The 23,887-nt window shown below is 61.9% G+C and carries 24 protein-coding genes, 2 tRNA genes and 1 pseudogene; 6 read left to right on the top strand and 21 right to left on the bottom strand.

Going from position 1 to position 23,887, the window contains the following annotated elements:
• Window positions 1–198: 198 nt before the first annotated feature.
• On the bottom strand, window positions 199–723 hold the full coding sequence (locus BFE01S_RS41335) for a hypothetical protein (protein WP_052421072.1): 525 nt from the start codon (window positions 721–723) through the stop codon (window positions 199–201).
• A 232-nt stretch (window positions 724–955) separates the two neighbouring features.
• Here BFE01S_RS41335 and BFE01S_RS43685 point away from each other — a divergent pair, with 232 nt between their 5' ends.
• A complete protein-coding gene (locus BFE01S_RS43685) occupies window positions 956–1,504 on the top strand; it encodes an HNH endonuclease (RefSeq protein WP_084170396.1) in 549 nt (182 codons plus the stop codon).
• 160 nt (window positions 1,505–1,664) lie between these two features.
• On the top strand, window positions 1,665–2,489 hold the full coding sequence (locus BFE01S_RS34085) for a hypothetical protein (RefSeq protein ID WP_028229350.1): 825 nt from the start codon (window positions 1,665–1,667) through the stop codon (window positions 2,487–2,489).
• Here the strand turns inward: BFE01S_RS34085 and BFE01S_RS43680 are convergent.
• Complete coding sequence (locus BFE01S_RS43680; RefSeq protein ID WP_169742700.1) at window positions 2,479–2,847, bottom strand: potassium channel family protein; 369 nt, start codon at window positions 2,845–2,847, stop codon at window positions 2,479–2,481. The genes BFE01S_RS34085 and BFE01S_RS43680 overlap by 11 nt on opposite strands.
• Window positions 2,848–3,299: 452 nt before the next feature.
• On the opposite strand from BFE01S_RS43680, the pseudogene BFE01S_RS46685 reads away from it, so the two are divergent.
• Window positions 3,300–3,566, top strand: a pseudogene (locus BFE01S_RS46685) (hypothetical protein); the annotation flags it as partial.
• Window positions 3,567–3,613: 47 nt separating this feature from the next.
• Window positions 3,614–4,048 (top strand): lysozyme, encoded by a 435-nt coding sequence (locus BFE01S_RS34080; RefSeq protein ID WP_052421070.1) that lies wholly within the window; start codon window positions 3,614–3,616, stop codon window positions 4,046–4,048.
• A gap of 24 nt (window positions 4,049–4,072) precedes the next feature.
• Here BFE01S_RS34080 and BFE01S_RS34075 read toward each other — a convergent pair whose 3' ends face one another.
• Window positions 4,073–4,729: a hypothetical protein gene (locus BFE01S_RS34075; RefSeq protein WP_028229348.1), complete on the bottom strand. Its 657-nt coding sequence runs from the start codon at window positions 4,727–4,729 to the stop codon at window positions 4,073–4,075.
• 80 nt (window positions 4,730–4,809) lie between these two features.
• Between BFE01S_RS34075 and BFE01S_RS41325 the strand changes: the two genes are divergently transcribed.
• The gene (locus BFE01S_RS41325; RefSeq protein ID WP_052421069.1) at window positions 4,810–5,658 is read left to right on the top strand and encodes a hypothetical protein; all 849 of its coding nucleotides are present in this window, start codon (window positions 4,810–4,812) and stop codon (window positions 5,656–5,658) included.
• Between the two features lie 140 nt (window positions 5,659–5,798).
• Here the strand turns inward: BFE01S_RS41325 and BFE01S_RS42160 are convergent, their stop codons facing one another.
• From BFE01S_RS42160 to BFE01S_RS33990, 16 genes are all read right to left on the bottom strand, one after another.
• On the bottom strand, window positions 5,799–7,349 hold the full coding sequence (locus BFE01S_RS42160) for a site-specific integrase (protein WP_052421068.1): 1,551 nt from the start codon (window positions 7,347–7,349) through the stop codon (window positions 5,799–5,801).
• Between the two features lie 94 nt (window positions 7,350–7,443).
• Window positions 7,444–7,520: transfer RNA gene (locus BFE01S_RS34060), tRNA-Pro, on the bottom strand.
• A gap of 72 nt (window positions 7,521–7,592) precedes the next feature.
• A complete protein-coding gene (locus BFE01S_RS34055; RefSeq protein WP_028229347.1) occupies window positions 7,593–7,991 on the bottom strand; it encodes a MerR family transcriptional regulator in 399 nt (132 codons plus the stop codon).
• A 96-nt stretch (window positions 7,992–8,087) separates the two neighbouring features.
• Window positions 8,088–8,498, bottom strand: a complete 411-nt coding sequence (locus tag BFE01S_RS34050; protein ID WP_028229346.1) for an integration host factor subunit alpha — start codon at window positions 8,496–8,498, stop codon at window positions 8,088–8,090.
• Window positions 8,499–8,611: 113 nt separating this feature from the next.
• A complete protein-coding gene (gene pheT, locus BFE01S_RS34045) occupies window positions 8,612–11,053 on the bottom strand; it encodes a phenylalanine--tRNA ligase subunit beta (RefSeq protein ID WP_028229345.1) in 2,442 nt (813 codons plus the stop codon).
• A gap of 104 nt (window positions 11,054–11,157) precedes the next feature.
• Window positions 11,158–12,171 (bottom strand): phenylalanine--tRNA ligase subunit alpha, encoded by a 1,014-nt coding sequence (gene pheS, locus BFE01S_RS34040; RefSeq protein WP_028229344.1) that lies wholly within the window; start codon window positions 12,169–12,171, stop codon window positions 11,158–11,160.
• 207 nt (window positions 12,172–12,378) lie between these two features.
• Window positions 12,379–12,738: a 50S ribosomal protein L20 gene (rplT, locus tag BFE01S_RS34035; protein ID WP_028229343.1), complete on the bottom strand. Its 360-nt coding sequence runs from the start codon at window positions 12,736–12,738 to the stop codon at window positions 12,379–12,381.
• 30 nt (window positions 12,739–12,768) lie between these two features.
• Complete coding sequence (rpmI, locus tag BFE01S_RS34030) at window positions 12,769–12,966, bottom strand: 50S ribosomal protein L35 (protein ID WP_028229342.1); 198 nt, start codon at window positions 12,964–12,966, stop codon at window positions 12,769–12,771.
• A gap of 288 nt (window positions 12,967–13,254) precedes the next feature.
• Window positions 13,255–13,776: a translation initiation factor IF-3 gene (infC, locus tag BFE01S_RS34025; RefSeq protein ID WP_084170393.1), complete on the bottom strand. Its 522-nt coding sequence runs from the start codon at window positions 13,774–13,776 to the stop codon at window positions 13,255–13,257.
• 50 nt (window positions 13,777–13,826) lie between these two features.
• Window positions 13,827–15,734: a threonine--tRNA ligase gene (gene thrS / locus BFE01S_RS34020; RefSeq protein ID WP_028229340.1), complete on the bottom strand. Its 1,908-nt coding sequence runs from the start codon at window positions 15,732–15,734 to the stop codon at window positions 13,827–13,829.
• A gap of 277 nt (window positions 15,735–16,011) precedes the next feature.
• Window positions 16,012–16,088, bottom strand: a tRNA-Val gene (locus tag BFE01S_RS34015).
• Window positions 16,089–16,195: 107 nt separating this feature from the next.
• On the bottom strand, window positions 16,196–18,421 hold the full coding sequence (locus tag BFE01S_RS34010) for a RelA/SpoT family protein (protein WP_028229339.1): 2,226 nt from the start codon (window positions 18,419–18,421) through the stop codon (window positions 16,196–16,198).
• Between the two features lie 123 nt (window positions 18,422–18,544).
• Entirely contained in the window at window positions 18,545–18,898 is a 354-nt protein-coding gene (locus BFE01S_RS34005) for a RidA family protein (RefSeq protein WP_028229338.1), read from the bottom strand.
• Between the two features lie 92 nt (window positions 18,899–18,990).
• On the bottom strand, window positions 18,991–19,863 hold the full coding sequence (locus BFE01S_RS34000) for an alpha/beta fold hydrolase (protein WP_028229337.1): 873 nt from the start codon (window positions 19,861–19,863) through the stop codon (window positions 18,991–18,993).
• A 181-nt stretch (window positions 19,864–20,044) separates the two neighbouring features.
• Window positions 20,045–20,686 carry a CoA transferase subunit B gene (locus BFE01S_RS33995; protein ID WP_028229336.1) on the bottom strand — a complete coding sequence of 214 codons (642 nt, stop codon included), beginning with the start codon at window positions 20,684–20,686 and terminating at the stop codon, window positions 20,045–20,047.
• A 13-nt stretch (window positions 20,687–20,699) separates the two neighbouring features.
• Window positions 20,700–21,401: a CoA transferase subunit A gene (locus tag BFE01S_RS33990; RefSeq protein ID WP_028229335.1), complete on the bottom strand. Its 702-nt coding sequence runs from the start codon at window positions 21,399–21,401 to the stop codon at window positions 20,700–20,702.
• Between the two features lie 320 nt (window positions 21,402–21,721).
• On the opposite strand from BFE01S_RS33990, the gene BFE01S_RS33985 reads away from it, so the two are divergent.
• Complete coding sequence (locus tag BFE01S_RS33985; RefSeq protein ID WP_156967257.1) at window positions 21,722–22,333, top strand: PAS and helix-turn-helix domain-containing protein; 612 nt, start codon at window positions 21,722–21,724, stop codon at window positions 22,331–22,333.
• 60 nt (window positions 22,334–22,393) lie between these two features.
• On the opposite strand, the gene BFE01S_RS33980 is transcribed toward BFE01S_RS33985, so the two are convergent.
• Window positions 22,394–22,834: an acyl-CoA thioesterase gene (locus BFE01S_RS33980; protein ID WP_028229333.1), complete on the bottom strand. Its 441-nt coding sequence runs from the start codon at window positions 22,832–22,834 to the stop codon at window positions 22,394–22,396.
• Between the two features lie 55 nt (window positions 22,835–22,889).
• Window positions 22,890–23,669, bottom strand: coding sequence for an SDR family oxidoreductase (locus BFE01S_RS33975; RefSeq protein ID WP_028229332.1), 780 nt, complete (start codon window positions 23,667–23,669; stop codon window positions 22,890–22,892).
• Window positions 23,670–23,887: the final 218 nt, after the last annotated feature.

The raw sequence follows: 23,887 nt of genomic DNA, 5'->3' as shown, positions 1-23,887 counted from the left end.
GCGATGTATGACCCTTGCGGAAATGCAGGGCCGGGGAATGAGTAGGAATGCCCGGGGTCTATGGATAACGAAGGCCCGGGAATTGCCGCTCCAAATGTACCGAACGCAGGACGCTACATAGTAGGTAAGGCGTAGGTAGTGGCGGTTCTGTAGGGGCCGTCATTCCCTCACGCACGCGTGCGCGCACAACATCGGGACCTACCTACTCCACGGAAATCGATATCGCTCGATTGCAAATGCCCGCAGGGCGACGACGAGATCGGTTCCCCGCTTGTCAGCGTTCTCGACTAACTGCAACGCGTTTCGTAGCATCATGGCCGAATGCGCCGGCTCAACCTCGTGGGCGAACTTTGCAAGCGTCTTTGTGGTCATTCGAAAGGCTCGGATTGCCTCATAGACGTACGCAACCTCCTCCGCCAATTGCGGTCCAAGCAACCCTATCCGGCCCACGTTCGCGTCAAATACGGGGCTGTTGGCCGATTCAAAATCACGCTGCACAACCTGGAGGCTACCGTTTGGCCCCTCCAGCCTGGAGAGCAGGTTCTCAAGTGTGGTCTTGAGGGTCGGGATTGCAGTGCCGTGAGATTTCAGTTCACCAGCAAGCGCCCCGGCCAGAGCCTGCCCGTCTCGGAAGCGGCGGTAATCCTCGCCTATGAAATTGTTAAAGTAGCCGCCTGCAACTACCCCGGCAAAGGCTACTAAAGCCGTCACAAAATCGCTCATGGCCTCTCCCGTCGAATGGACGCCTTATTTTATTCGAGAGTGTGCCAGGCGGGGTATCCATAGGGCTAGCCAAGCGCCTCTCGGGAGATTTCCTGCCGGAATTAAGGACTTCCTTGAGCTTTCAAGAGCGGTGGTCAGTTTCGGTCAGGAATTTTTGGACTTAGCGATATTTTGACTTTGACCAGTCGGTGCTTCGGCCTTCGACCTCCGCAATTTCCGATACCCCCCCCGTATGCGAATACCTCTACGACTGTCGTACGGCCTCTCTGAAACCCTTGCAGCGCGATGGGTATGGCACGGTATACCCAAATCATTGCAACGGCTCTACGGGCCTATAATAAGGAGTGCGTTATTGTCAGAATGTAGCAAGCATCCTGAATGGCAACCAACAGGGCTTGAATGGCGCTGTCCGTTCTGTGTTGCATCGTCCAGCACTGGGACTAAGCGTAGACCGAGGAATGGGCGGCGTGCTGTGCGGGCCGGACAGTCCGAGGGTAAGCGCCTCAGTGACCTGTCGGGTGGTGCATGGCAGACCATACGAGAGCGTATCCGGCTACGGGATAAGTACACCTGTCAATGCTGCGGCATTGCTGTCCGTACCGGAGAAGTAGACCACATCATCCCGGTTGAACAAGGCGGAACAGATGCAGATGAGAACTTGCAATTGCTCTGCCATGATTGCCATGTAGACAAGACCAACAAAGATAACGGATACAAGGTCAAGAGTGCTTACGGACCTGATGGATTTCCACTTGATGCTAGTCATCATTGGAACCGTTGATTCAGGACGAGCTATGTTCGGGTTGCGATAGCAGACCGGGCAGAGCGAGTACGATGCCTGAATCGTCATCCCAAAGAACCATTCCGGTATCTCGCCGTATATTAATAATAGTCGGGTCCGAAAAGCCCCGTCCCGCAAGGGTTTCAGTTTTTGAAATCTGGTGTTTTCCACCACTTTTGGAGAATTCAAGATCAGCTTTGACGTATCCCGCCTGATACAAAATCTGGCTGCATCGGGGCAGCTTGTACACGATCCCGACACGATCAACTATCCGCATCTTTTCAAGAAGCGCCGCTTTACCGATGAGGAAATCGCTAAACACCAGGCCAACTACCAGCCTCGGCCCGTGTATGGATGGGGCAGCCGTAGAAGCACGCTGGACGATGACGAACAGTACGCCGGGAGTTACCCGCCGCCGCGATGCGTACCTATCAGCGGCATTCATCGGACGCGTAGCAAAATCGAACTGAACGCGATTGGTTGGCGTGCGAGGCCCGTTCTCGGCAAGGTGACGCAGGTACAGCCGGATACTTGGGCCGATGCCGAGACCGGCGAGATTCTGACCAGCACAGAGGCCCGCAAACGTGGTGCATACGTTGCGGACTCGCCATCCGACCGCGCTATTCGCATTCACGGCTTGATCGCCGCCAGTGCGCCAACCGAGCGAGAGTTCATCCGGTATGTGCTCAAGATGCGTAACAGTCGGGGCGGTCTCTTGGAACCTCTGGCCGATTTGCTCGACAGATGGATTGCATATACGTGCGCCTGCATCCTACCGAACCACAAGGCACGCAAGCGTAAGGCATTGAAGGCCATTCTGTACAAGCGCGGCATCTTGGCCGATGACCAGACCCTGACGCGCGAATTTCAGGTGTCCTCGCGGACAACCAAGCGGGAACGGATTGGGGAGGCTTGCAAAGCGACACTTGTATTGCCGGTTCGACAGGCGTTGAGGACGAAGCAATCTGCCCCGATCATTGCTTAACAGGGTCTCGGCGTTTGGTTAAAAGAATGGCCAAGCCAGTAGCCATGTAAATCGAACAGGTTAGCGCCTGAGTGGATGCCAGCATTTTTGCCCCACCTGTAAGTGGAGCGAGATCACCATATCCCAATGTGGTTGACGTAATTATTGAGAAGTAAATTGAATCCTGCAATCCGGGATGATTTGCTAGCTCACTCAACAATTGCTTCCGATCACTTGGATTGGGTGGCCCGTAGCAACCAAGAAAGTACCATTCAATAATGTAAAACACGACAAGCAGGACGAAGCCCATTGTGTATATAAAAGGAATTCCCCAGTCCTGACCTTTTATTTCGTCGTCCGCGATTTTCATCTGCGTCATGCGAAATAACAGCAGGACGAGCAACGCCACACCGGTAATGGAGGCGACATAAAATGCTAGATCATGATAAAGATACGTGCTTCCCGTGCTTGCTGACAATAGGATGGAACTTATCGTCAAGATTAACGATAAAACAACAAAATAATTTTTTCGCATTCTAATAAGATTATTTTACCGGGGGGCATCTGCCCCGGTATGGGCGGCACGCAGAAACAGTGTGGGCCGGTATTGTTGTGTCGGGAACCGGTAAACCCCGCAGCGGCAGCCCATCCCGAGTTTCGCCCTGTCGGAGGCGGATGCAGCTTACGGGTCCGCCGACCTGTATCTTAGCGCGATTGCAAGTCCGTGTCTGATTACTTGGGATAGTCATGCGGAAGAGAGGAGACCGTCTTTGGGATCGAATGACTGTGAGTTATTGACCCTGTTGCCGGAAGCGGCGGGTTGGCAAACCCCAGCAGCGCGACACCAGCAACGATCCCCGCCTGTCGCACATCTTTACGAATAAGGTCATCAAAGTATGTCCCGCGTTCCGCGACTTCTATGGGATGGAGGACGTGATAGAACAGGTGGCCGCATCAAGCCTCCAGACCGAACGCGGGACTCCTGAATCGCTCGTCTCTACTAATGCCCGGTCGAAGCGGCTGATCCCATGGCGCGCAATCTATCGCGGTTCACAAGCGGCCTTTCTTCCATCTATACCCAATAGGACTACTATATAGCAAAAATCAATACGGCTATCGTCGCCAGGGCGGCAGGTTCGGCGGCGGTGGCTATTGCCCTCTTCACTTCGGGTTATGAGGGCATCCGCAACACGGTCTACAAAGACCCGGCAGGAATCTCGACGGTATGCGCCGGCCACGCCTACACAGGACCGGACGGAAAGCCACTAAAAGCCGGCGCTACGTACTCGGACGACGTTTGTAGCTACCTGCTAGGGCAGGATATCGCGACGGCACAGAGGGCCGTTAAATCGCTCGCAAAGGTGCCTCTGACTGCGGGCGAGGACTTGGCCTATACGGACTTCACTTTCAACGTGGGGCAGGGGAATTTCGCCCGCTCGACCATCTTGCGGGACTTGAATGCAGGACGCCATGAGCAAGCCTGTAAGGGCCTCGCCGCATGGGTGTATAGCGGAGGTAAGAAACTGGCCGGCCTCGTGAAGCGTCGCGCAGCAGAGGAGAAAGCCTGTTTAGGCTCGTAACAGGCTCGCTCATGGTGTTGCCCTTTAAGGGTGCCTCAGAACGACATACGGGCCTTCCGCCTGGGCCAGTATCATCTTTGGCACTAGCGAGCCGCGCGGAATCTCTACCAGCCACACCCCTGAGACTTCGGGGGTACGAATAAATGCGACGTGTAGTTCAATAAGGCCGTGTGCAGCCTCCACCGTGCTGGCGATAAGCTCAGGTAAGCCCGCCAGTGCGCTCCCTGTGCTCCAAGGATTGCGCGCATGCAAATGCTTGCCAAGGCGGTCGTAAATGTCGGTAAATGCGTCTTTTGTGAGGTAGCCCGATTCCTTGCAGTCGTAGTGAAAGAGGTTGTTAGGCGAACTCACGGGGGCAATGTTTTTACCGGGCAGAATAGGTAGCGGATAAAAGTCGGGGTTGACTCGCGCCAGATCGTTTAGTATCCGCTTAGCGTGGTAGTCCTTGGTGTAGTCGGGACTCTTCTCAGCCTTGGCGCGATGCTTTGCATACGCCGAGTGATTGGGTGCGATGGCAGCAAATGCGATTGCCTCTAACCCCTTGCGCAATTGCAGCGCGGACGCTTCTAGATAGGCAACACCTTTACCGTCCTTGAACAAATCGAGGAACGTTGAGGCAGCGGCAAGCCGGTTGGCTGCTTCGCTAATCATATGGGTATATATGTCGGTGGCTTGTTGCATCCCGCGTGTATCCTATCTGGCCCGTGACGGCGTGTCCCCGCAATATACCCGCTCCTATCCTGAACCGGAGCACCCGCAGCATGACAGGTAAATTATCCTTCTGGGACTTGATCGCGCAGGCCGCCAAGCGCAGTCCTCACATTAGCAAAGTACAAGGAGGCGGCCACGAAGTCCCTGCTGATGGGATTGCCCGCGCCCGGTTCGTTGGCTACTACGAGGTAGGCAAGCACGAGGAAGAGTTTCAAGGACAGAAGAAAGTCCGCGACAAGGTGGGCCTCGTTTTTGAGCTTTCCGGCCCGAACCATCCGCCGCGCGATGCAAACGGCGAGAAGGAACCGCAGCGTATCGCGGCATGGGAAAACCTCGTCCTGAACGAGAAAGCACACTTCTACAAGCTGTTCCGGCAGATGAACTACTCGGGCAAAGCTAAACACATGGCCGAGCTTTTGGGCGAGCCGTACCTCGTAGAGATTTTCCACTCCAAGAGCAAGGACGGCAAACGAACCTACGCGAATCTGCGTGGGCCAAATGGCTACAACGTCAAGGGCACAACCGTACAAGACCCGGTAAGCGGTAAGCAATTCGACGTACCTGTGCCACCATCCTCGACGGACCTCAAGGTGTTCCTGTGGGAGTTCGCCGACAGGGAGGCGTGGGATTCCATCTACATACCGGGCGAGTATCCCGAACAGAAGGATGCACGGACAGGCGAGGTGATCGTACCGGCCAAGTCCAAAAATGTCCTTCAAGAGAAGATCATGGCCGCGAAAAACTGGCCGGAGCATCATCTTTACGAGGATGTAAAAGCGCGGCCGAGCGTAGCCGTGTATCGAGAGTCGGCGGCACGGGCGACGACCCAGGAGCAGCAGGGCGAGACCGACCGTGAATTACCGGCGGCGCAAACCGCGAGGCGGAAAGCCATGAGGTGATGAGGTGGGCCGGTATTGTTGTGTCGGGAACCGGCAAACCCCGCAGCGGCAGCCCATCCCGAGTTTCGCCCTGTCGGAGGCGGATTCAGTCCTACGGGTCCGCCAAATTCATAATAGCGCGGTTTACGCGGTTCCGGTATCTAAGGGGTCTGCATAACAGGCGTGGGCAGTTCCAGCCCCTGCACACGGTATCGGTCCATGGCCTCAACAAGTGGCGCAAGCGGGTATGTGAGACCCCCGTAGACCTGCCTCGAAACCTTGCCCGAGGCGTGGCCCGTCAACGCGTCGTGCACCTCTTCGGTTATTCCACGTGCGCGGCAGATGTCCTTGAATGTGTGGCGAAAGCTATGAAACGTCATGCGAGCGTTCTTAACCTCGCACGACCTTCGCAGGTACTTACCGAACCACTTGCCGAAGTTCGCCCCCTCCCGGCCCCTGCTGTCGAGAGCCATTGCAAAGATGCGCTTCTGGCCCACCCGCTTCCGGATGAATTCGATTAGGCCCCGCTCGATCAGCGCGAGGTGAACCGGGATGCGTCGCACGCTGCCCCCGTTCTTCACTCCCTGCCCCTCCCCTTCGTCGGTAAAGCGGAACACCCAAGCGGAGCGAGCAGTATCCTCGGCGTCATCCGCGTAATAGGTTTCTTCGTAGACGTCCCCTGGAGCAAGCTGCGCGATCTCCTCAATGCGCGCGCCGGAATACAAGGCGATGAGGGGCAACCAATACGCCGCCTCGGGTTCCCAATCGATGCCATCGGGCCGGTAGCCTACGGAATAAACAGGGCTCTCGAAAATGGACCTCAAGGCAGGCAAATCAAATGGCAGACGCGCAGCTTTGGCGTTACGTCGATCACCCACCTTGATGCCGTCCGCAGCGTTATACTCGGCTTTAAGGTTTGCGACCGCGAAGTTAAGGAGCGTGCGGAGATTGGTCAGATGGCCGTCCGTGTTCGCGCTAGACTGTCCCGCTTCCAGCATCTTGTCCTTGAACTGGACTACATGGGCCTTAGTAATCGCATTCACGGGTACACGGCCTACGTATTCGTAGAAGCGCCCTACCACCCGATCCATGATCGCTACGGTCTGCTGCTCGGGCTTGCGCTCCTTAGCCCACGATTCGGCCAGCGCGGCGAGATGCCCCTCGGACGCTGACCCCTTGATGGCACTCGGATACGTTGTTTTGGCCGGGGGTGATGCAGGAGTCACGCGCTCTGCGTCCACCGCCCGCGCGACGAGTAAGGCAGTTTTGTACTTGCGCGCGTCCTTTACCTGCCGCTTATATCCTTTGGATAAGGGCTCCCCGCTACCCCTTAGCACGGCGTCCTCATACAGGAGCGCCGCAGGTTCGCCGGCAAGCGTGACCTCTACATGGTCGCCCGGATTGGTGGGGTCGAAAAGCACCTTCTGCCCCGATGGCAGGCCGTCGAGCGTGTCAGGGTCCAAGACGTATTCGCGCAGTACCACCGGCTCCCGCTTAGGTGGCGATGCAGGCTCACCGAGCCTCCTGCGGGCGTCTTCAAATTGCACGTTTATCGCTACCGTGTGCTCGGCAGCAAGGCGCTTGGCTTCAGCGTAGTCGCGCGTCCTCAGCGAATACATGACTTGCGCTCGCTGGAAGTGCCTTTGAAGATCGACGGGAATTTTGCGGCGGAAGTAATAGACGTTGCCGCGCTTTTCGAGATTGTTTGTCATGGCGTGCAGAGTGTAACAAGTGTATATGACACCGGCTACACCCTGCTTTAAGCCATTGATCCACTTGAATTTTTAGAGAATTCAAGGGTTTATCTGGTCGGGGCGAGAGGATTTGAACCTCCGACCACCTGCACCCCATGCAGGTACGCTACCAGGCTGCGCTACGCCCCGAAAGAGCTAGAAAGTATAACAGACCCTTTGACCAATTAGAACTGCTCACACGAAAATTCGCCCGCGCCCGCTTTAGCGCCCGAGCAGATCGAGCACATGCAGCAATTCCTTGCGCAACTGATCGACATCCACCAGCGCCGTCGTCCCCTGCACAGCGGTAGCCTGCTCCGCATCGGGCGGCGCCGGCTCGTCGATCGCGCCGCCATGCGTATCCAGACGGTTGCGCGCGCCATTAATCGTGAAGCCCTGCTCGTAGAGCAGTTCGCGAATGCGCCGGATCAGCAGCACTTCATGATGCTGGTAATAGCGGCGGTTGCCCCGCCGCTTCACCGGCTTCAACTGCGTGAACTCCTGCTCCCAGTAACGCAGCACGTGGGGCTTCACGCCGCACAGCTCGCTCACCTCGCCAATCGTGAAGTAGCGCTTGGCGGGAATCGGAGGCAAGACGACCTTTTCGATTGTCGATGTCATCGCCGGGTTGCCGTCGTGGTGGTTGCGCAATATCGCGGTGCCGCTTCGTCACGCTGCCCGCCTCGCTGCCGCCGCGGCGGGGGCGCCGGTGCGTGCTTAGCGGGTAAAGCTCGCTTCGGCGCCGCTTTCCACCAGCGCCTTCAATTTCTGGCTCGCATGAAACGTCACCACGCGGCGCGCGGCAATCGGAATCGCCTCGCCCGTCTTGGGATTGCGGCCGGGACGTTGCGGCTTGTCGCGCAGCTGAAAATTGCCGAAGCCCGACAGCTTCACGCTGTCACCGCTTTCCAGCGCGTCGCGGATCACTTCGAAGAACGCTTCCACCATGTCCTTCGCTTCACGCTTGTTGAGCCCGACGTTGTCGAACAGCAGCTCCGCCAGTTCGGCTTTGGTCAGCGTGGGCGTGTCCGTCGTGGCGTTCGCCGATGAGGCAGGAAGGTCGCGAATCATGGCGCTACGCTGTGCCGCAAGGAGGGCTTCGAAATCACTCGAGTTCATTTCGTTCATCTATCTTTGAAATGGCGCGCTTCCGGATGCAACGGCGTCGCAAGCCGGAAGCCTGTCAACGGTACGCGTGAGCCTCGGCCTTTTTTGAGGCCTGTCTCCAGGCCTGTCAGACCTTAGCCACGCAGCCGGGCGCCATACACTCGAGCCAGGCGATCCACCAGGGACTTGATGGCCGCATCGACCGTCTCGTCCTGAAGGGTTCCGCCAGTATCTTGCAGGGTCACCCGGAAGGCAAGGCTTTTCTCGTTCTCGCCAAGTCCGGAAGTATTTGATTTTGCACGAAATTCATCGAACAACGCAACCCTCTGGACAATCTTGCAGGCCTCGTCCTGGAGGCCCTTCTGGAACTCGTCCAGCAGTGTCTGCACCTCGATCTTCTGATCGACGACGAGCGCGATATCGCGGCGCACCGGCGGGAACTTCGAGACCTCGGCGGGCGTGGGCAACTCGCGCGCCATCAGCGCATCGGCCTCCACTTCGAAGAGGATCGGCGCGTGCGGCAGGTCGTACTTCTGCATCCAGCGCGGATGCAATTCGCCAATCCAGCCCACCGCCTTGCCATCCACTTCCACGCGCGCGCTGCGGCCCGGGTGCAGCGCCGGGTGCTCCGCTTTCACGAAGCGCGCCGCCCTGGCCGGACCCAGCGAGGCGAACAGCGCTTCGAGATCGCTCTTCACGTCGAAGAAGTCCACGCCACGCGTGGCCGCGCCCCACTGCTCTTCGAGCGCGGGACCATAGGCCAGCGCGCCGATCATCTTCGGCTGGGCGAAGCCTTCCACCGTCATCTCGCCAGCCTTGATCGAGCGGTCGTGCAGGAACACGCGGCCCGCTTCGAACACGCGCACGCGATCCGCGCGGCGGTTGAGGTTATGGCGCAGCACGTTAATGAGGCTGCCGAAGAGCGTCGTGCGCATCACCGAAAGCTGGCTCGCAATCGGGTTGAGCAGTTGCACCGGCTTGTCGTTGCCCGCGAAATCCTGCTCCCACTCGGCATCGACGAAGCTGAAGTTGATCGTCTCCGCGTAGTCGCGGGCGGCAAGCGCATGACGGACCGCGTGAATCGAGCGGCGCGTCTCGTGGGTTGCGCGCATTTCGCTGCGCGCAACGGGCGGGTTCGCCGGAATGTTCTCGAAGCCGTAAATGCGCGCGACTTCCTCGATCAGGTCTTCCTCGATCTCGATGTCGAAGCGGTACGGCGGCGGCGTCACGCTGAACGTGTCGCCGTCGCGCGTGAACGCGAGGCCGAGGCGCGTGAAAATCTGCGCGATCTCGTCCGCGCCGATCTGCACGCCGATGATGCGAGCCGCGCGCGCGACGCGCATCGTCACCGGCGCGCGCGTGGGCACGTTCACGCTCTGGTCGTCGATCGGGCCGGCCGCGCCGCCGCAGATGTCGAGGATCAACTGCGTGATGCGCTCGATGTGCTCGACGGTCGTGGACCAGTCCACGCCGCGCTCGAAGCGATGACCCGCATCGGTCGAGAAGTTGTAGCGGCGCGAGCGGCCGCGAATGCTGTCGGGCCACCAGAAAGCGGCTTCGAGATAGATGTTCTTCGTATCGAGCGAGACGGCCGTGCTGTCACCACCCATGATGCCGGCAAGGCTCTCGATCTCGCGGTCGTCGGCGATCACGCCCACCGTTTCATCCACTTCGACGGTGTTGCCGTTGAGCAGCTTGAGCGATTCGCCCTTGCGGCCCCAGCGCACGTCCATCGAGCCGTGGATCTTGTCGAGATCGAACACGTGTGAGGGGCGGCCCAGTTCGAGCATCACGTAGTTCGAGATGTCGACGAGTGCCGAGATGCTGCGCTGGCCCGACCGTTCGAGACGCTCGACCATCCACTGCGGCGTTTTCGCGTGCGCGTTCACGCCGCGGATCACGCGGCCCGAGAAGCGGCCGCACAGATCCGGCGCCGAGATCTTCACGGGCAACGTTTCGTTGAGTTTCACTTCGACCTTCGGGAACGCGGGCGCCTTCAGGGGCGCACCCGTGATCGCCGCGGTCTCGCGCGCGACGCCGTACACCGAAAGGCAATCGGCCTTGTTCGGCGTGAGCTTGATTTCGAAGATGGTGTCGTCGAGGTTCAGCGTCTCGCGGATGTCCTGGCCGATCGGCGTGTCTTCCGGCAGGATCAAGAGGCCGCTGTGGTCTTCCGAGAGCTTCAGTTCGCGCGCCGAGCACAGCATGCCCTGGCTTTCCACGCCGCGCAGCTTCGAGAGCCTGATCGCGAACGGCTTGCCACCCTCTTCGGCCGGCGGCAGTTCCGCACCGACGAGCGCCACCGGCACCTTGATGCCGGGCGCCACGTTCGGCGCGCCGCACACGATGTTCAGCGTCGCTCCCGTGCCGGCATCGACCTGACACACGTTGAGCTTGTCCGCGTCCGGGTGCCTGGCGACTTCGAGCACGCGGCCGACGACGATCTTCGAGGTGGGCGGCGCAGCCGGGCGCAGGCCTTCGACTTCGAGGCCCGACATCGTAAGCGCGTGGGCCAGTTCGTCGGTCGTGAGCTTCGGATCGACAAAGCTTCTCAGCCAGGATTCGGGAAATAGCATTTCGTTTTACGTTCCAGACAGATTGAGACCGTCGCGTTGCGGATGACCGCGCACTGGCACTTCAGTGCTGCGTCCGCAACGCGAACCGCGGATGCGTGGCTTCTTTAAGCGAACTGCCGCAAAAAGCGCAGGTCGCCTTCGAAGAACAGACGCAGATCCTGCACCCCGTAGCGCAGCATCGTCAGACGTTCGAGACCGCTGCCGAAGGCGAAGCCGATGTAGCGCTCCGGGTCGAGTCCCATGTTGCGGATCACGGTCGGGTGCACCTGGCCCGAGCCCGAGATTTCGAGCCACTTGCCGGCGTTCTTGCCTTCTTCGAACATCATGTCGATTTCGGCCGAAGGCTCCGTGAACGGAAAGTACGACGGACGGAAGCGCACCTTGATATCGTCGCGCTCGAAGAACTTCTTCAGGAAGTCGCTGTAGACGCCCTTCAGGTCTGCGAAGCTGATGTTCTCCTCGATCCACAGGCCTTCGACCTGGTTGAACATCGGCGAGTGCGTGGCGTCGCTGTCCACGCGGTACGTGCGGCCCGGCACGATCACCTTGATGGGCGGCGTGTGCGTGCGCGCGTAGCGCACCTGCATCGGGCTCGTGTGCGTGCGCAGGAGCAGCTGCCGGCCTTCGGCGTCCTTGCCGTCCACGTAGAACGTGTCCTGCATCGAGCGCGCCGGATGGTTCTCGGGGCTGTTGAGCGAGGTGAAGTTGTACCAGTCGGTCTCGATCTCGGGACCGTCGGCCACGTCGAAGCCGATCGAGCCGAAGATCCGCTCGACGCGCTCCCACGTCTGCATCACGGGATGCAGGCTGCCCGTGCCCGTGCCGCGGCCCGGCAGCGTGACGTCGATCGCTTCGGCGGCGAGGCGCTGGTTCAGGAGCGCATCCGCCAGCGCCTGGCGGCGCGCGGTGAGCGCGGCTTCGACCTGCTGCTTCACGGCGTTGATGCGTGCGCCTTCGGTCTTGCGCGTCTCGGGATCGAGCTTGCCGAGCCCCTTGAGCAATTCGGTCAGCGCGCCCGACTTGCCGAGAAAGCGTGCCTTCTCGTTTTCGAGCGTGTTGACGTCAGGGGCGGCGGCGAAGGCGCTTTGCGCGTCGGCGACAATCTGGTCCAGATCCATTGATCCCATCTTTTTCGGCGTCAGTGTTTGAGTCTTGCGCCATGCCTCGCGAAACGGGCGAAGCACGGCATGAAGCGTGCGCGGCAAACGTATTGACCAACAAAAACGGGGCTCGGTGAGGAGCCCCGTTTTTGTTGCAGCATCACCGAAACAACCGGAGTGTCTGCTGCAACGAACCTGCGCAATACCCGTTTGACGGGGTAACGATCAGGCGGCGACGGCGGCCTTCACTTGCTGGACGATCGCAGCAAATGCAGGCTTGTCGAACACTGCCATGTCGGCCAGAACCTTGCGGTCGAGTTCGATCGAAGCCTTCTTCAGGCCGTTGATGAACACGCTGTAGGTCATGTCGTGCTGACGCACCGCCGCGTTGATACGCGTGATCCACAGTGCGCGGAACACACGCTTCTTGTTGCGGCGATCGCGGTAGGCGTACTGGCCCGCGCGCATGACCGCCTGCTTGGCGATGCGATAGACGTTATTGCGACGGCCGCGGTAACCCTTGGCCAGCTTGATGATCTTCTTGTGACGGGCCCGTGCGGTAACCCCACGTTTGACTCGAGGCATGTTTAGCTCCTGTGAGTTGTCGGTTGAGGATTACGCGAACGGCATCATTGCGCGAACGGACTTCAGATCGGCCTCATGAACGGCCGTTGCACCACGCAGATGACGCTTGTTCTTGGTGGTCTTCTTGGTCAGGATGTGACGCTTGAAGGCTTGACCGCGCTTGACGGTACCGCCCGGACGGACCACGAAGCGCTTCGCAGCGCTCTTCTTGGTCTTCATCTTCGGCATGACAAAAACTCCATTATTTGATGGACATGGGTGTGCGGCTGGCTCAGTGTTCAGGACACCTTGCCCTCAGACCGCCCTTCGAAACCCACTCCACTTGTTTTGGCAGCTGGCCGGCTTTTAAAAGAACAAGCTCGCCGCCGCTTTCAGGAAAAACGCCCGCTGGTTGCGCGGGCGCCGTTCCGGAACCTGCTTCCCGCCGCGGCTGCCAATGCCGCCGTGGCGTACTTCAAACCGCTCTCACCCGAGGCGCAGTCCGATCAGCGATCGAAGCCTGCGCGCCTCGCATGCTTACTTCTTTTTCTTCGGAGCGAGCACCATGATCATCTGGCGCCCTTCCATCTTCGGCATCTGCTCGACCTGGCCCACCTCTTCGAGGTCGGTACGCAGACGTTCGAGCATGCGCATGCCGATTTCCTGGTGGGCCATTTCGCGGCCCCGGAAACGCAACGTGATCTTCGTCTTGTCGCCGTCTTCGAGGAAGCGGACGAGATTGCGCAGCTTGACGTTGTAATCACCGTCGTCGGTACCCGGGCGGAATTTGACTTCCTTCACCTGGATCACCTTCTGCTTGAGCTTGGCCTCGTGCTGCTTCTTCGCCTCCTGGTACTTGAATTTGCCGTAATCCATCAAACGGCAGACCGGGGGCACCGCCTGCGGGGCAATTTCAACCAGATCGACGTCCTGCTGTTCCGACATGCGGAACGCTTCGGCCAGCTTTACGATGCCAAGCGGCTCGTTCTCGATTCCGACGAGACGCACCTCGGGCGCAGTGATTTCGCCGTTGATGCGATGCGACTTTTCAGTAGCGATGTTACGTTTCCTCTAAAAATTAAAAAAACAAGCCGCGCTGCCGGAGTGGTTCACCGGAACGTCTGCACGTCCTCGCGCAGGCGCTCGGAGAAGGCATCGAGGGGCATGACACCCAGATCGACGCCGCCACGGGCACGCACGGCTACCGTCTGTGCTTCACGCTCCTTGTCGCCGACGACAAGCAGGTACGGGACCTTCTCAAGCGTGTGCTCGCGTATTTTATAGCTAATTTTCTCGTTGCGCAAATCGGCCTGCACTCTAACCCCTTGTTTTTGCAACGATTGGACCAGATTGGCGGCATATTCGGCCTGACTTTCCGCGATATTCATCACGACAGCCTGCACCGGCGCGAGCCACGCAGGCATCGCACCGGCATGGTGCTCGATCAGAATGCCGAGGAAACGCTCCATCGAACCGAGAATCGCCCGGTGCAGCATGATCGGGCGGCGGCGGCTATTGTCCTCGGCCACGTACTCGGCGCCGAGGCGCTCCGGCAGCACCATGTCGAGCTGCAGCGTGCCGCATTGCCAAGAGCGGCCGAGCGCGTCCTTGATGTGGTACTCGACCTTCGGGCCGTAGAACGCGCCCTCGCCCGGCAGCTCTTCCCACCGCAGGCCGCAGGCCGTCAGCGCGTCGCGCAGGCCCTGCTCGGCGCGATCCCACGTTTCATCCGTCCCCGCGCGCGAATCCGGGCGCAGCGAGAGCTTGATGTCGATGTGATCGAACCCGAAATCCTTGTAGATGCTCATCGCGAGCGTGTTGAAGGCGATCGACTCGGCGATGATCTGGCCTTCCGTGCAGAAGATGTGCGCATCGTCCTGCACGAAGCCGCGCACGCGCATGAGGCCGTGCAGCGCGCCCGACGCCTCGTTGCGGTGGCACGAGCCGAATTCGGCGTAGCGCAGCGGCAGGTCGCGGTACGAGCGCAGGCCGTGGTTGAACACCTGCACGTGGCCCGGGCAATTCATCGGCTTGACGGCGTAGTCGCGCTTTTCCGACTCCGTCGTGAACATGTTCTCGCGGTAGTTCTGCCAGTGGCCCGACGCTTCCCACAGCGAGCGGTCCATGATCATGGGCGTCTTGATCTCGTCGTAGCCGGCCACGCGCAAGCGGGCGCGCATGTACTGCTCGACCTGCTGCCAGAGCGTCCAGCCCTTCGGGTGCCAGAACACCATGCCCGGCGACTCGTCCTGCATGTGGAACAGGTCGAGCTGCTTGCCGAGCTTGCGGTGGTCGCGCTTTTCGGCCTCTTCGAGCATGTGCAGGTACTGGTCCTGGTCTTCCTTCTTCGTCCAGGCCGTGCCGTAGATGCGCTGCAACTGCTCGTTCTTCGCGTCGCCGCGCCAGTAGGCACCCGCGACCTTCATGAGCTTGAAGACCTTCAGCTTGCCCGTGGACGGCACGTGCGGGCCGCGGCACAGATCCGTGAAGCCGCCGTGCGAGTAGAGCTTGATGTCCTGATCGCCCGGAATCGACTCGATGATCTCGGCCTTGTACTTCTCGCCGATGCTCTTGAAGTAGTCCGCCGCCTCGCCGCGCGAGACGACGCGGCGCGACACCGGCTCGTCCTTCTTCGCGAGCTCCTGCATGCGCTTTTCGATCTTTTCGAGATCTTCGGGCGTGAACGGGCGGTTGTAGGCGAAGTCGTAGTAGAAGCCGTTGTCGATCACCGGCCCGATCGTCACCTGCGCTTCTGGATACAGTTCCTTGACCGCGTAGGCCAGCAAGTGCGCCGTGGAGTGGCGGATGATGTCGAGGCCGTCGGCGTCCTTGTCCGTGACGATGGCAAGCGATGCGTCGCGATCGATCAGCGTGGACGTATCGACCAGCTCGCCGTCGAGCTTGCCGCCGAGCGCCGCCTTGGCGAGACCGGGGCCGATCGACGCCGCCACTTCGGCAATCGTGACGGGATGATCGTACTGTCGAACCGAACCATCGGGCAGACGTATCGCAACCATGTTTTTCTCCAGAAGTGCCCTGAAGGCACGTCGTATCCGTTCGTGGGAACAACCTGCGCAAATCTCGCGGCGAAAAAAAATGCGGCCCCGCTTTCGAGGGGCCGCATTCACTTTTCAAACCAGATTGCAGGGCGAAAGAGGTCCTCGACTAGCGTCGCTCCGAAGTGGTTTCGGTGAACGTTCGCGGTGTCATAACCGTATTCGCCTTGAGCGCCTTGCGCCTTACTGCACATGAAGCCTCGATGCCGTTGCCCTGCCATCGCGACTTCGATTTCGTTGGTAGGCTCGATTGGACTCGAACCAACGACCCCCACCATGTCAAGGTGGTGCTCTAACCAGCTGAGCTACGAGCCTGAAGAAGTGAGACTATACGATGTTCCGGCGACCTTGGCAAGCCCTATTTTGCGGTGCGGCATTGCCCCGGCAAGGCGCCCGCGCCCGCATGCCCGCAAACCGCCGCATCAGCCCTTGCGCGCCGCCCTCACCACGCCGCCTACTTCGCCGAGCAGCACGCACGCGCGCTGGATCTGCGCGGAGCTCGACACCTCGACGGTAAACAGCATGTACGCCGCATTGCGCCGCGACTGCGTCTTCACGCCGATCACGTTCATCTTCTCGCGCGCGAACACTTCGGAGATGTCGCGCAGCAGACCCTGGCGGTCGCTCGCCTCGATCGAGATATCCACCGGATAAACCGACTGGCCGCGCCCGCCCATCACGTCGGCCGACCAGGTGGTCTGCAGCACGCGCTCGGGCGCGCGGTGCGCCATGCGCAGGAAGGTCGGGCAGTCGCTGCGGTGCACCGACATGCCCTTGCCGCGCGTGACGAAACCGCTGATCTCGTCGGGCGGCGCCGGCCGGCAGCAGCGCGCGAGCTGCGTGAGCAAGGCGTCCACGCCCACCACGAGCACGCCCGACGAACCGCCGTGCGCCACGTTCGCGCCGCTCGCGCGCCTCGTGAACTGCTCGGGCGTGGCCTCGGCTTCGGGCTCCGCCGCGGGCGCCTCGTGCAGCGCCGCCTCGACGTTGCGCAGGCTGAACTCTTCCTTGCCGACCACGGAGAACAACTCGTCGGTCGTCTTGAAGCCGAGCTTCGCGGCAAGCTGGTCCAGGTTGACCGAGGTCTTGCCTTCGCGCTGCAGCGTCTTTTCGACCATCGCGCGGCCGTTCGCAACGTTCTCCGCCGCGTCGATCGTGTTGAACCACGCGCGCACCTTCTGCCGCGCGCGCGTGCTGTGCAGGTAGCCGAGCTGCGGATTGAGCCAGTCGCGCGACGGACCGCCCTCCTTCACCGTGATGATCTCGACGGTCTGACCGTTGTGCAGGGCCGTGTCGAGCGGCACCATCGCCCCGTCGACGCGCGCGCCGCGGCAGCGGTGCCCGAGGTCGCTGTGCAGGTGATAGGCGAAGTCGAGCGGCGTCGCCCCCTGCGGCAGCGGGATCACCCGCCCCTGCGGCGTGAGCACGTAGATGTGGTCGTCGTCGAGCGTGGTGTTGCGCAGTTGCTCCCAGGACTGCTGGCCGTCGGCGACATCGTCCTTCCACGCGAGCAACTGGCGCAGCCACGCGATCTTCTCGTCATAGCTGCCGCTCGCGCTCACCTGGCCGCCGTAGCCCTTCGAGCCGGCTTCCTTGTAGCGCCAGTGCGCGGCGACGCCGTACTCGGCGAACTGGTGCATCTCCTGGGTGCGGATCTGCACTTCGAACGCGCGGCCGTCGTCGCCGATCACGACCGTATGGAGCGAGCGATAGCCGTTGGGCTTCGGCCGCGAGATGTAGTCGTCGAACTCGCGCGGCACCGGCTGCCAGAGGTTGTGCACGATGCCGAGCACCGTGTAGCAGTCCTTGATGTCCGGCACGATCACGCGAAACGCGCGCACGTCGTAGAGTTCGGAGAAGTCGAGGTCCTTGCCCCGCATCTTCTTCCAGATGCTGTAGATGTGCTTGGGGCGCCCGCTCACCTCGGCCTGGATATGCGCGGCAGCAAGCTCGCGCTCGAGCCGCTCGATCGCGCCCGTCACATAGCTTTCGCGCTCCGCGCGCTTCTCGTCGAGCAGCTTTGCGATGCGCTTGTAGGTGGCCGGCTCCTCGAAGCGGAACGCGAGGTCTTCGAGCTCCCACTTCAGTTGCCAGATGCCGAGGCGGTTCGCGAGCGGCGCGTAGATCTCGAACGTCTCGCGCGCCACTTCGGGGGCAGGCGTGATCTTCGCGGCGGCGTAGTAGCGCAGCGACTGCAGCCGCGAGGCAAGCCGGATCAGCACCACGCGGATATCCTGCGCAAACGCGAGCAGCATCTTGCGCAGCGACTCGACCTGGGCGCGGCGCTCGGACTGCGCGTCGCGGCCGGTGTCGGCCGCGGCGTTCTGCGCGGCGCGCAGGCTCACGGTGCCGAGCTTGAGCAGCTTGCGCACGTCGAAGACGAGCCGCGTCACCTCGGCGCCGAAGCGGGCTTCGAGCGTCGTTTCCGGGTCGTCCAGATGCGGGGCGAGATTGAAGAGCGCCGCCGCGAGCACCGCCGGCGGATCGACGTTCAACAGCCCCATGATCGACGCCGTGCCGATCGCGTGGTCGACAAGCAACTCGCCGGTGGACAGGCGTGCGTCTCCCGCGTGCTCGCGCACGAAGGCGAGCGCATCTTCGATCGACGGCAGCACGGCGGGCGGGTGCGGAACGGTATCGCTACTCATGAGACGGGGCCCGCCGGGCAGGCTGGCAGGCTACGGCAGAACTTGTCGAACATCGGTGAAACGGCAACGCAACAAAGAACCAGCGCAAAGCGCCAACGCAAAGAGCCAACGTCGGCGCGCCGCTCAGTCGCGCTGCGCGGCCACCACCACGATTTCCACGAGGCATTCCGGATTCGCGAGCTTCGCTTCGACCGTCGCGCGCGGCGGCGTGGCGCCTTGCGCAACCCAGGCGTCCCATGCGGCGTTCATGCCCGCGAAGTCCTTCATGTCGGCGATATAGATCTGCACCGAGAGCAGCAGCGACTTGTCGCTGTTCGCTTCGCCGAGCAGGCGGTCGATATGGCCGAGCACTTCGCGCGTCTGGCCGACGATGTCCTCTTTCGTATCTTCCGCGATCTGGCCGGCGAGATAGACCGTGCCGTTGTGGATAGCCGTTTCCGAAAGACGCGGACCGACGTGATGACGAATGACTGCCATGAACATTCCCGTAGAAGTTGAATGCCGGCGCGGGCGGATTCGCGATCCGGGCCACGCCGTCTAATCTCGTATTATGACGCCTCGGCGCGCACTCAGGAAAAGAAGCGCCGCGCCAGCTCGATCTGGTCGGCGGCCAGAAACGCCGGCGCGTGCCCCGTGCCGGCAATTTCGACGCTCGACACGTCGTGCCCCGTTTCGACCATCTTCGCCGCCGTTTCGCGCGACAGCAGATCCGACTGCGCGCCGCGCACTACCAGCAACGGCCCCTTGAACGCGGCCAGCGAGCGCCACAGGAACTGCTCGCCCTGCTCGTTCTGCTCCGGCGTGACGGACTTGAAGGGCTCGCCGATGCGCGGGTCGTAACGAAAGCGCCAGGCGCCATCCACTTCGTGCAGCAGCGGCGTATTGATCTCGCGCCACTCCCCGGGCGTGAGCGGGCCGAACGAAGCCGCGAGCAGCGCGGCGTGATCGATGCCGGCCTGCAGCGATTCGAACGGCTGGTCGCGTCCCACGTACTCGCCGATCCGGGCCAGCGCCTCGGGCTCGATGTGCGGACCGATGTCGTTGAGCAGCATGCGGCGAATCGGCGTGTCGGGCAGGCCGCCGAGCGCCATGCCGATCAAGCCGCCCATCGAGGTGCCGAACCAGTCCACGGTCTGCGCGCCCGTGCGCGCGATCAGCGTGACCATATCGGCCACATATTGCGCGACACCGTAGCCACGCGGATCGACGAGCCACGACGAGAGCCCGCGCCCGACCACGTCGGGACACACCACGCGATACGTGCCGCAGAGCGCGGCGGCGAGCCGGTCGAAATCGCGGCCCGAACGCGTGAGCCCATGCACGCAGACGAGCACGCGCGGATTGGCAGGATCGCCCCACTCCGTATAGGCGAGGCGATGCAGACCCGAGGGGCTCAGGCACTGGACATGGTTTTGACGCGGCACGGCAGACGGTACGCTCATCGCTCGATCCTCGTTGAAAGGCTGTGCGGCGATTGTAAACGGCTTTGTGCCGCGGGACCGGCGTGGGCGCCGGTGCGCCAGAACCGAGCCTGCAAAAACAAGGCGGGCGGGACCGAAGTCCCGCCCGCCTGGCCTGAAGCGGTTGCGCCGGCGTGCGTGCCGGCGCCCAACCCGAAAGCAATCAGCTCACGGCGCTCACGTCGAGCGGCGCGCCCGTTTTGGCCTTGATCTCCTCCACGCTCACGCCCGGTGCGAGTTCGGTCACCTTCAGGCCCGCGTCCGACACCTCGATCACGCCGAGATCGGTGATGATCACGTCCACCACGCCCACGCCGGTGAGCGGCAGCGTGCAGGCTTCGAGAATCTTGTGCTGGTCGCCCTTGGCGACGTGCTCCATCAGCACCACCACGCGGCCGACGCCCGCCACGAGATCCATCGCGCCGCCCATGCCCTTGATCATCTTGCCCGGGATCATCCAGTTCGCGAGGTCGCCTTTTTCGCTCACCTGCATCGCGCCGAGAATCGCCAGGTTGATGTGGCCGCCGCGGATCATCGCGAACGAATCGGCCGAGGAGAAGATCGACGAGCCCGGCAGCGTGGTCACCGTCTGCTTGCCGGCGTTGATCATGTCCGCGTCCACCTGCTCTTCGGTCGGGAACGGGCCGATGCCGAGCAGCCCGTTTTCCGATTGCAGCCACACCTCCATGCCCGCGGGCACGTGGTTCGCCACGAGCGTGGGCAGCCCGATGCCGAGGTTCACGTAGAAGCCGTCCTGCAGTTCCTTCGCTGCGCGTGCGGCCATTTCATCACGATTCCATGCCATGATCGGTCTCCCCTCAGTTGCCAGCGCGCACAGTGCGTTGTTCGATGCGTTTCTCCGGTTGCGCATTGAGCACGATGCGCTGCACGAAGATACCCGGCGTATGGATCGCATCCGGATCGAGTTCGCCGTTCTCGACGATTTCCTCGACCTCCACGACCGTGATCTTGCCCGCCATCGCGCACATCGGGTTGAAGTTGCGCGCCGTGCGGCGATAGACCAGATTGCCCGACTTGTCGGCCTTCCAGGCCTTCACGAGCGCGACATCGGCGGTCAGCGAGTGTTCGAGCACGTAGTGCCTGTCGCCGAACTGGCGCGTTTCCTTGCCCTCGGCAATCAGCGTGCCGAAGCCGGTGTTGGTGAAGAACGCCGGAATGCCCGCGCCGCCCGCGCGCAGCTTTTCGGCCAGCGTGCCTTGCGGCGTGAATTCGAGCTCGAGTTCGCCCGAGAGATACTGGCGCTCGAACTCCTTGTTCTCGCCCACGTACGACGAGATCATCTTCTTGATCTGGCGCGTTTCGAGCAGCAGGCCAAGACCGAAGCCATCGACACCCGCATTGTTGCTGATGCAGGTGATGCCCTTCACGCCCGAATCGCGCAGCGCGCCGATCAGCGCCTCGGGAATGCCGCACAGCCCGAACCCACCGACCGCGAAGGTCTGGCCGTCCTTGACGATGCCGTCGAGCGCGGCAGCCGCGCTTGCATAGACTTTGTTCATCAGTGTGTCCCTTCCTCGAATGGAAATCCGTCGATCCGGTTCGTTCCGGCCTCGCGTGCGGGCATCGCAAGCGCAGCGCGCGTGGCGTGTGCGGCAGCCAGGCGAGCGCGCCCGGGCAAAGCCTTATTTTATCCACGAGCGCGGCGGCGTTGCCGCGAAGCGGCCAGATCCTTTGCCCGATGCCGCGCCCGATGCCACCGCAGTCGGCCGCGACGCCTCGCCGCCCTGGAACCGTCCCTCCAATGGGTGCAAAGCGTACGCTTGCCGCGCGATACGGCACAATACGCAAAACTACATAAAGCAATACCCGCACCGCCGCCATGCCGCCTACGCCCAAGCCTGCCAAGCCCAACGTCGCCACCGCTACCGCCGGCGTCGCGCCCGAACGCTCCGCGCTCGACTACCGCACCGCCTTCCATCTGGCGCCCATCGGCCTCGTGCTCTCGCGCGAACGCATGATCGAAGACTGCAACGATCAGGTTGCGGCCATCTTCCGCTGCCCGCGCGAGGCGCTGATCGGCCAGTCGTTTCAGGTGCTGTACCCGTCGGCGGACGAATTCGAGCGCATCGGCGAGCGCATTCCGCCCATCATGACGGCCCAGGGCAGCTACGCCGACGACCGCATCATGAAACGCGCCGACGCCGAGCTCTTCTGGTGCCACGTGACGGGCCGCTCGCTCGACCGCGCGGCGCCCCACGCGGCAGGCGTGTGGACGTTCGAAGACTTGAGCGCGACACGCCGCGTTGCCGTGGAGCTGACGCCGCGCGAACGCGAGATCGCCGCGCAACTGGTCACGGGCAAGACGAGCAAGCAGATCGGGCGGATTCTCGACATCAGCTCGCGCACGGTGGACGTCTATCGCGCGCGGCTCATGCGCAAGTACGACACCGGCAACGCGACCGAACTCGTGCAGCGGCTGCTTGGGGAGTAGCGCCTCGCGCGGGGAAGCGGCGCCTGCGCCGGGGCGCGCAGCGGGCGCGGGCGCCGCGGCTCAACCTGGCCGGCTGGCCTTCACGAGCGGCGCGTGCTCGAGGGTATCGCGCAGCGTATCGGGAATCGGCACCGATTTGCCGGCCGCATAGTCGATCCAGACGCAGCGCGCCCCGCCGCGCGCATAGAGCGTTTGCGGATCGTCGGCGCGGCGCAGTTCGAAGCCCGTGTCGAAACTGCTGCGCCCGGGCTGGCCCACGGTCATGGTGCACACGATATCGCCCGGATAGTGCAGTTGCTTGAGGAACTCCATCGACGCATTGACGATCACCGGCCCCTGCCCTTGCCCATTGCCGCCGGCCACGCCCAGTTGCTCGAACCAAGAGATCCGCGCCTGCTCCATGTAGCGGAAATAGACCGTGTTGTTCACGTGGCCGAAGGCATCCATGTCGCCCCAGCGGATCGGCATGGTCATTTCAAAAACGGGGTGGTAATCGCTCATTGCACTTCTTTTTTGCATGAAAACGGGACGCCGCCCGAGGCGCCGGGCACGCCGTTCAGGCGAGCCCGAAGCCGTCGTCGGCGGCGATGATCGAGCCGTTGATGAACGACGACTCGTCGGCGGCCAGCAGCAGCAGCAGGCCGTCCAGGTCTTCGGGCGTGCCGACGCGATGGCGCGGCAGCATCGAGACGAGCTTCTGGCCCTGCTCGGTCGCCCAGTGGTGGTGATTGATCTCGGTGTCGATATAGCCGGGGCAGATCGCGTTCACGTTGATGCCGTAGCGCCCCCATTCGAGCGCCATCGCCTTCGTCATGTGCACGACCGCGGCCTTGCTGATCGCGTAGAGGCCGATCTGCGGCAGCACGCGCAGCCCCGCCACCGAAGCGATGTTGATGATCCGGTACGCGGGCTTCGGACCGCCGCCGTTGCCGCGCATGATCATGCGCTTCGCCACTTCCTGGGCGACGAAAAAGGCGCCGCGCGCGTTGGTGTCGAACACGTATTCGAAGTCGGCGGGCGTGACGTCCGCGAGCTTTTGCGTGGTCGAAACGCCGGAGTTGTTGACGAGGATGTCGATGGTCCCCGCCTCCGTTTCCGCGTGGGCGACAGCCGAGCGAATGCTCTGGTAGTCCGTCACGTCGAGCGAGACGACATGCGCCGCGCCGCCTTCGGCCTCGATCTCGGCGCGCAGTTCCTTGAGCCGCTCCACCCGCCGGCTCGCCAGCACCACCTTCGCGCCGGCCTGCGAAAGCACCTGGGCAAAACGCTTGCCCAGGCCGCTCGACGCGCCCGTGATCATCGCCACCTTGCCTTCCAGATTGATCGAACGGCCCATGTGCGCTTCCTGTTCAGGTATGAGGGTTCGCCGGACGGCCCTTTCCGCGGAGAGGGTGCCATTCTGGCATAAAATAGAACGGTCGTGCTAAAGTTGGCTCGTTGGGTTGCGGCCCGGGGAGCCTTACCCGACAATACGAACCCGAAAAAAGCATTCTAATGGCAAGAGGAGCTTTAATGACCCCCGCAAGTCTTTTGGAGCAATACGGCCCACGCGAG

The sequence above is a fragment of the Paraburkholderia ferrariae NBRC 106233 genome, from assembly GCF_000685035.1.
Taxonomy (GTDB): domain Bacteria; phylum Pseudomonadota; class Gammaproteobacteria; order Burkholderiales; family Burkholderiaceae; genus Paraburkholderia; species Paraburkholderia ferrariae.
The sequence above is the reverse complement of the archived record's forward strand: the minus strand, read 5'-3'. Positions and strand labels throughout refer to the sequence as shown.

Excerpts from the sequence above, each read along its gene's own strand:
- BFE01S_RS41325 (WP_052421069.1), top strand. The coding sequence starts at position 4,810 with ATGACAGGTAAATTATCCTTCTGGGACTTGATCGCGCAGGCCGCCAAG.
- BFE01S_RS33980 (WP_028229333.1), bottom strand. The coding sequence starts at position 22,834 with ATGAGCGATTACCACCCCGTTTTTGAAATGACCATGCCGATCCGCTGG.
- BFE01S_RS33975 (WP_028229332.1), bottom strand. The coding sequence starts at position 23,669 with ATGGGCCGTTCGATCAATCTGGAAGGCAAGGTGGCGATGATCACGGGC.
- BFE01S_RS34075 (WP_028229348.1), bottom strand. The coding sequence starts at position 4,729 with ATGCAACAAGCCACCGACATATATACCCATATGATTAGCGAAGCAGCC.
- BFE01S_RS42160 (WP_052421068.1), bottom strand. The coding sequence starts at position 7,349 with ATGACAAACAATCTCGAAAAGCGCGGCAACGTCTATTACTTCCGCCGC.
- pheS (WP_028229344.1), bottom strand. The coding sequence starts at position 12,171 with ATGGATCTGGACCAGATTGTCGCCGACGCGCAAAGCGCCTTCGCCGCC.
- BFE01S_RS33995 (WP_028229336.1), bottom strand. The coding sequence starts at position 20,686 with ATGGCATGGAATCGTGATGAAATGGCCGCACGCGCAGCGAAGGAACTG.
- BFE01S_RS33985 (WP_156967257.1), top strand. The coding sequence starts at position 21,722 with ATGCCGCCTACGCCCAAGCCTGCCAAGCCCAACGTCGCCACCGCTACC.
- BFE01S_RS34005 (WP_028229338.1), bottom strand. The coding sequence starts at position 18,898 with ATGGCAGTCATTCGTCATCACGTCGGTCCGCGTCTTTCGGAAACGGCT.
- BFE01S_RS34055 (WP_028229347.1), bottom strand. The coding sequence starts at position 7,991 with ATGACATCGACAATCGAAAAGGTCGTCTTGCCTCCGATTCCCGCCAAG.
- BFE01S_RS33990 (WP_028229335.1), bottom strand. The coding sequence starts at position 21,401 with ATGAACAAAGTCTATGCAAGCGCGGCTGCCGCGCTCGACGGCATCGTC.
- rpmI (WP_028229342.1), bottom strand. The coding sequence starts at position 12,966 with ATGCCGAAGATGAAGACCAAGAAGAGCGCTGCGAAGCGCTTCGTGGTC.
- BFE01S_RS34000 (WP_028229337.1), bottom strand. The coding sequence starts at position 19,863 with ATGAGCGTACCGTCTGCCGTGCCGCGTCAAAACCATGTCCAGTGCCTG.
- rplT (WP_028229343.1), bottom strand. The coding sequence starts at position 12,738 with ATGCCTCGAGTCAAACGTGGGGTTACCGCACGGGCCCGTCACAAGAAG.
- pheT (WP_028229345.1), bottom strand. The coding sequence starts at position 11,053 with ATGCTATTTCCCGAATCCTGGCTGAGAAGCTTTGTCGATCCGAAGCTC.
- BFE01S_RS34050 (WP_028229346.1), bottom strand. The coding sequence starts at position 8,498 with ATGAACGAAATGAACTCGAGTGATTTCGAAGCCCTCCTTGCGGCACAG.
- thrS (WP_028229340.1), bottom strand. The coding sequence starts at position 15,734 with ATGGTTGCGATACGTCTGCCCGATGGTTCGGTTCGACAGTACGATCAT.
- BFE01S_RS43685 (WP_084170396.1), top strand. The coding sequence starts at position 956 with ATGCGAATACCTCTACGACTGTCGTACGGCCTCTCTGAAACCCTTGCA.
- BFE01S_RS34010 (WP_028229339.1), bottom strand. The coding sequence starts at position 18,421 with ATGAGTAGCGATACCGTTCCGCACCCGCCCGCCGTGCTGCCGTCGATC.
- BFE01S_RS41335 (WP_052421072.1), bottom strand. The coding sequence starts at position 723 with ATGAGCGATTTTGTGACGGCTTTAGTAGCCTTTGCCGGGGTAGTTGCA.
- BFE01S_RS43680 (WP_169742700.1), bottom strand. The coding sequence starts at position 2,847 with ATGACGCAGATGAAAATCGCGGACGACGAAATAAAAGGTCAGGACTGG.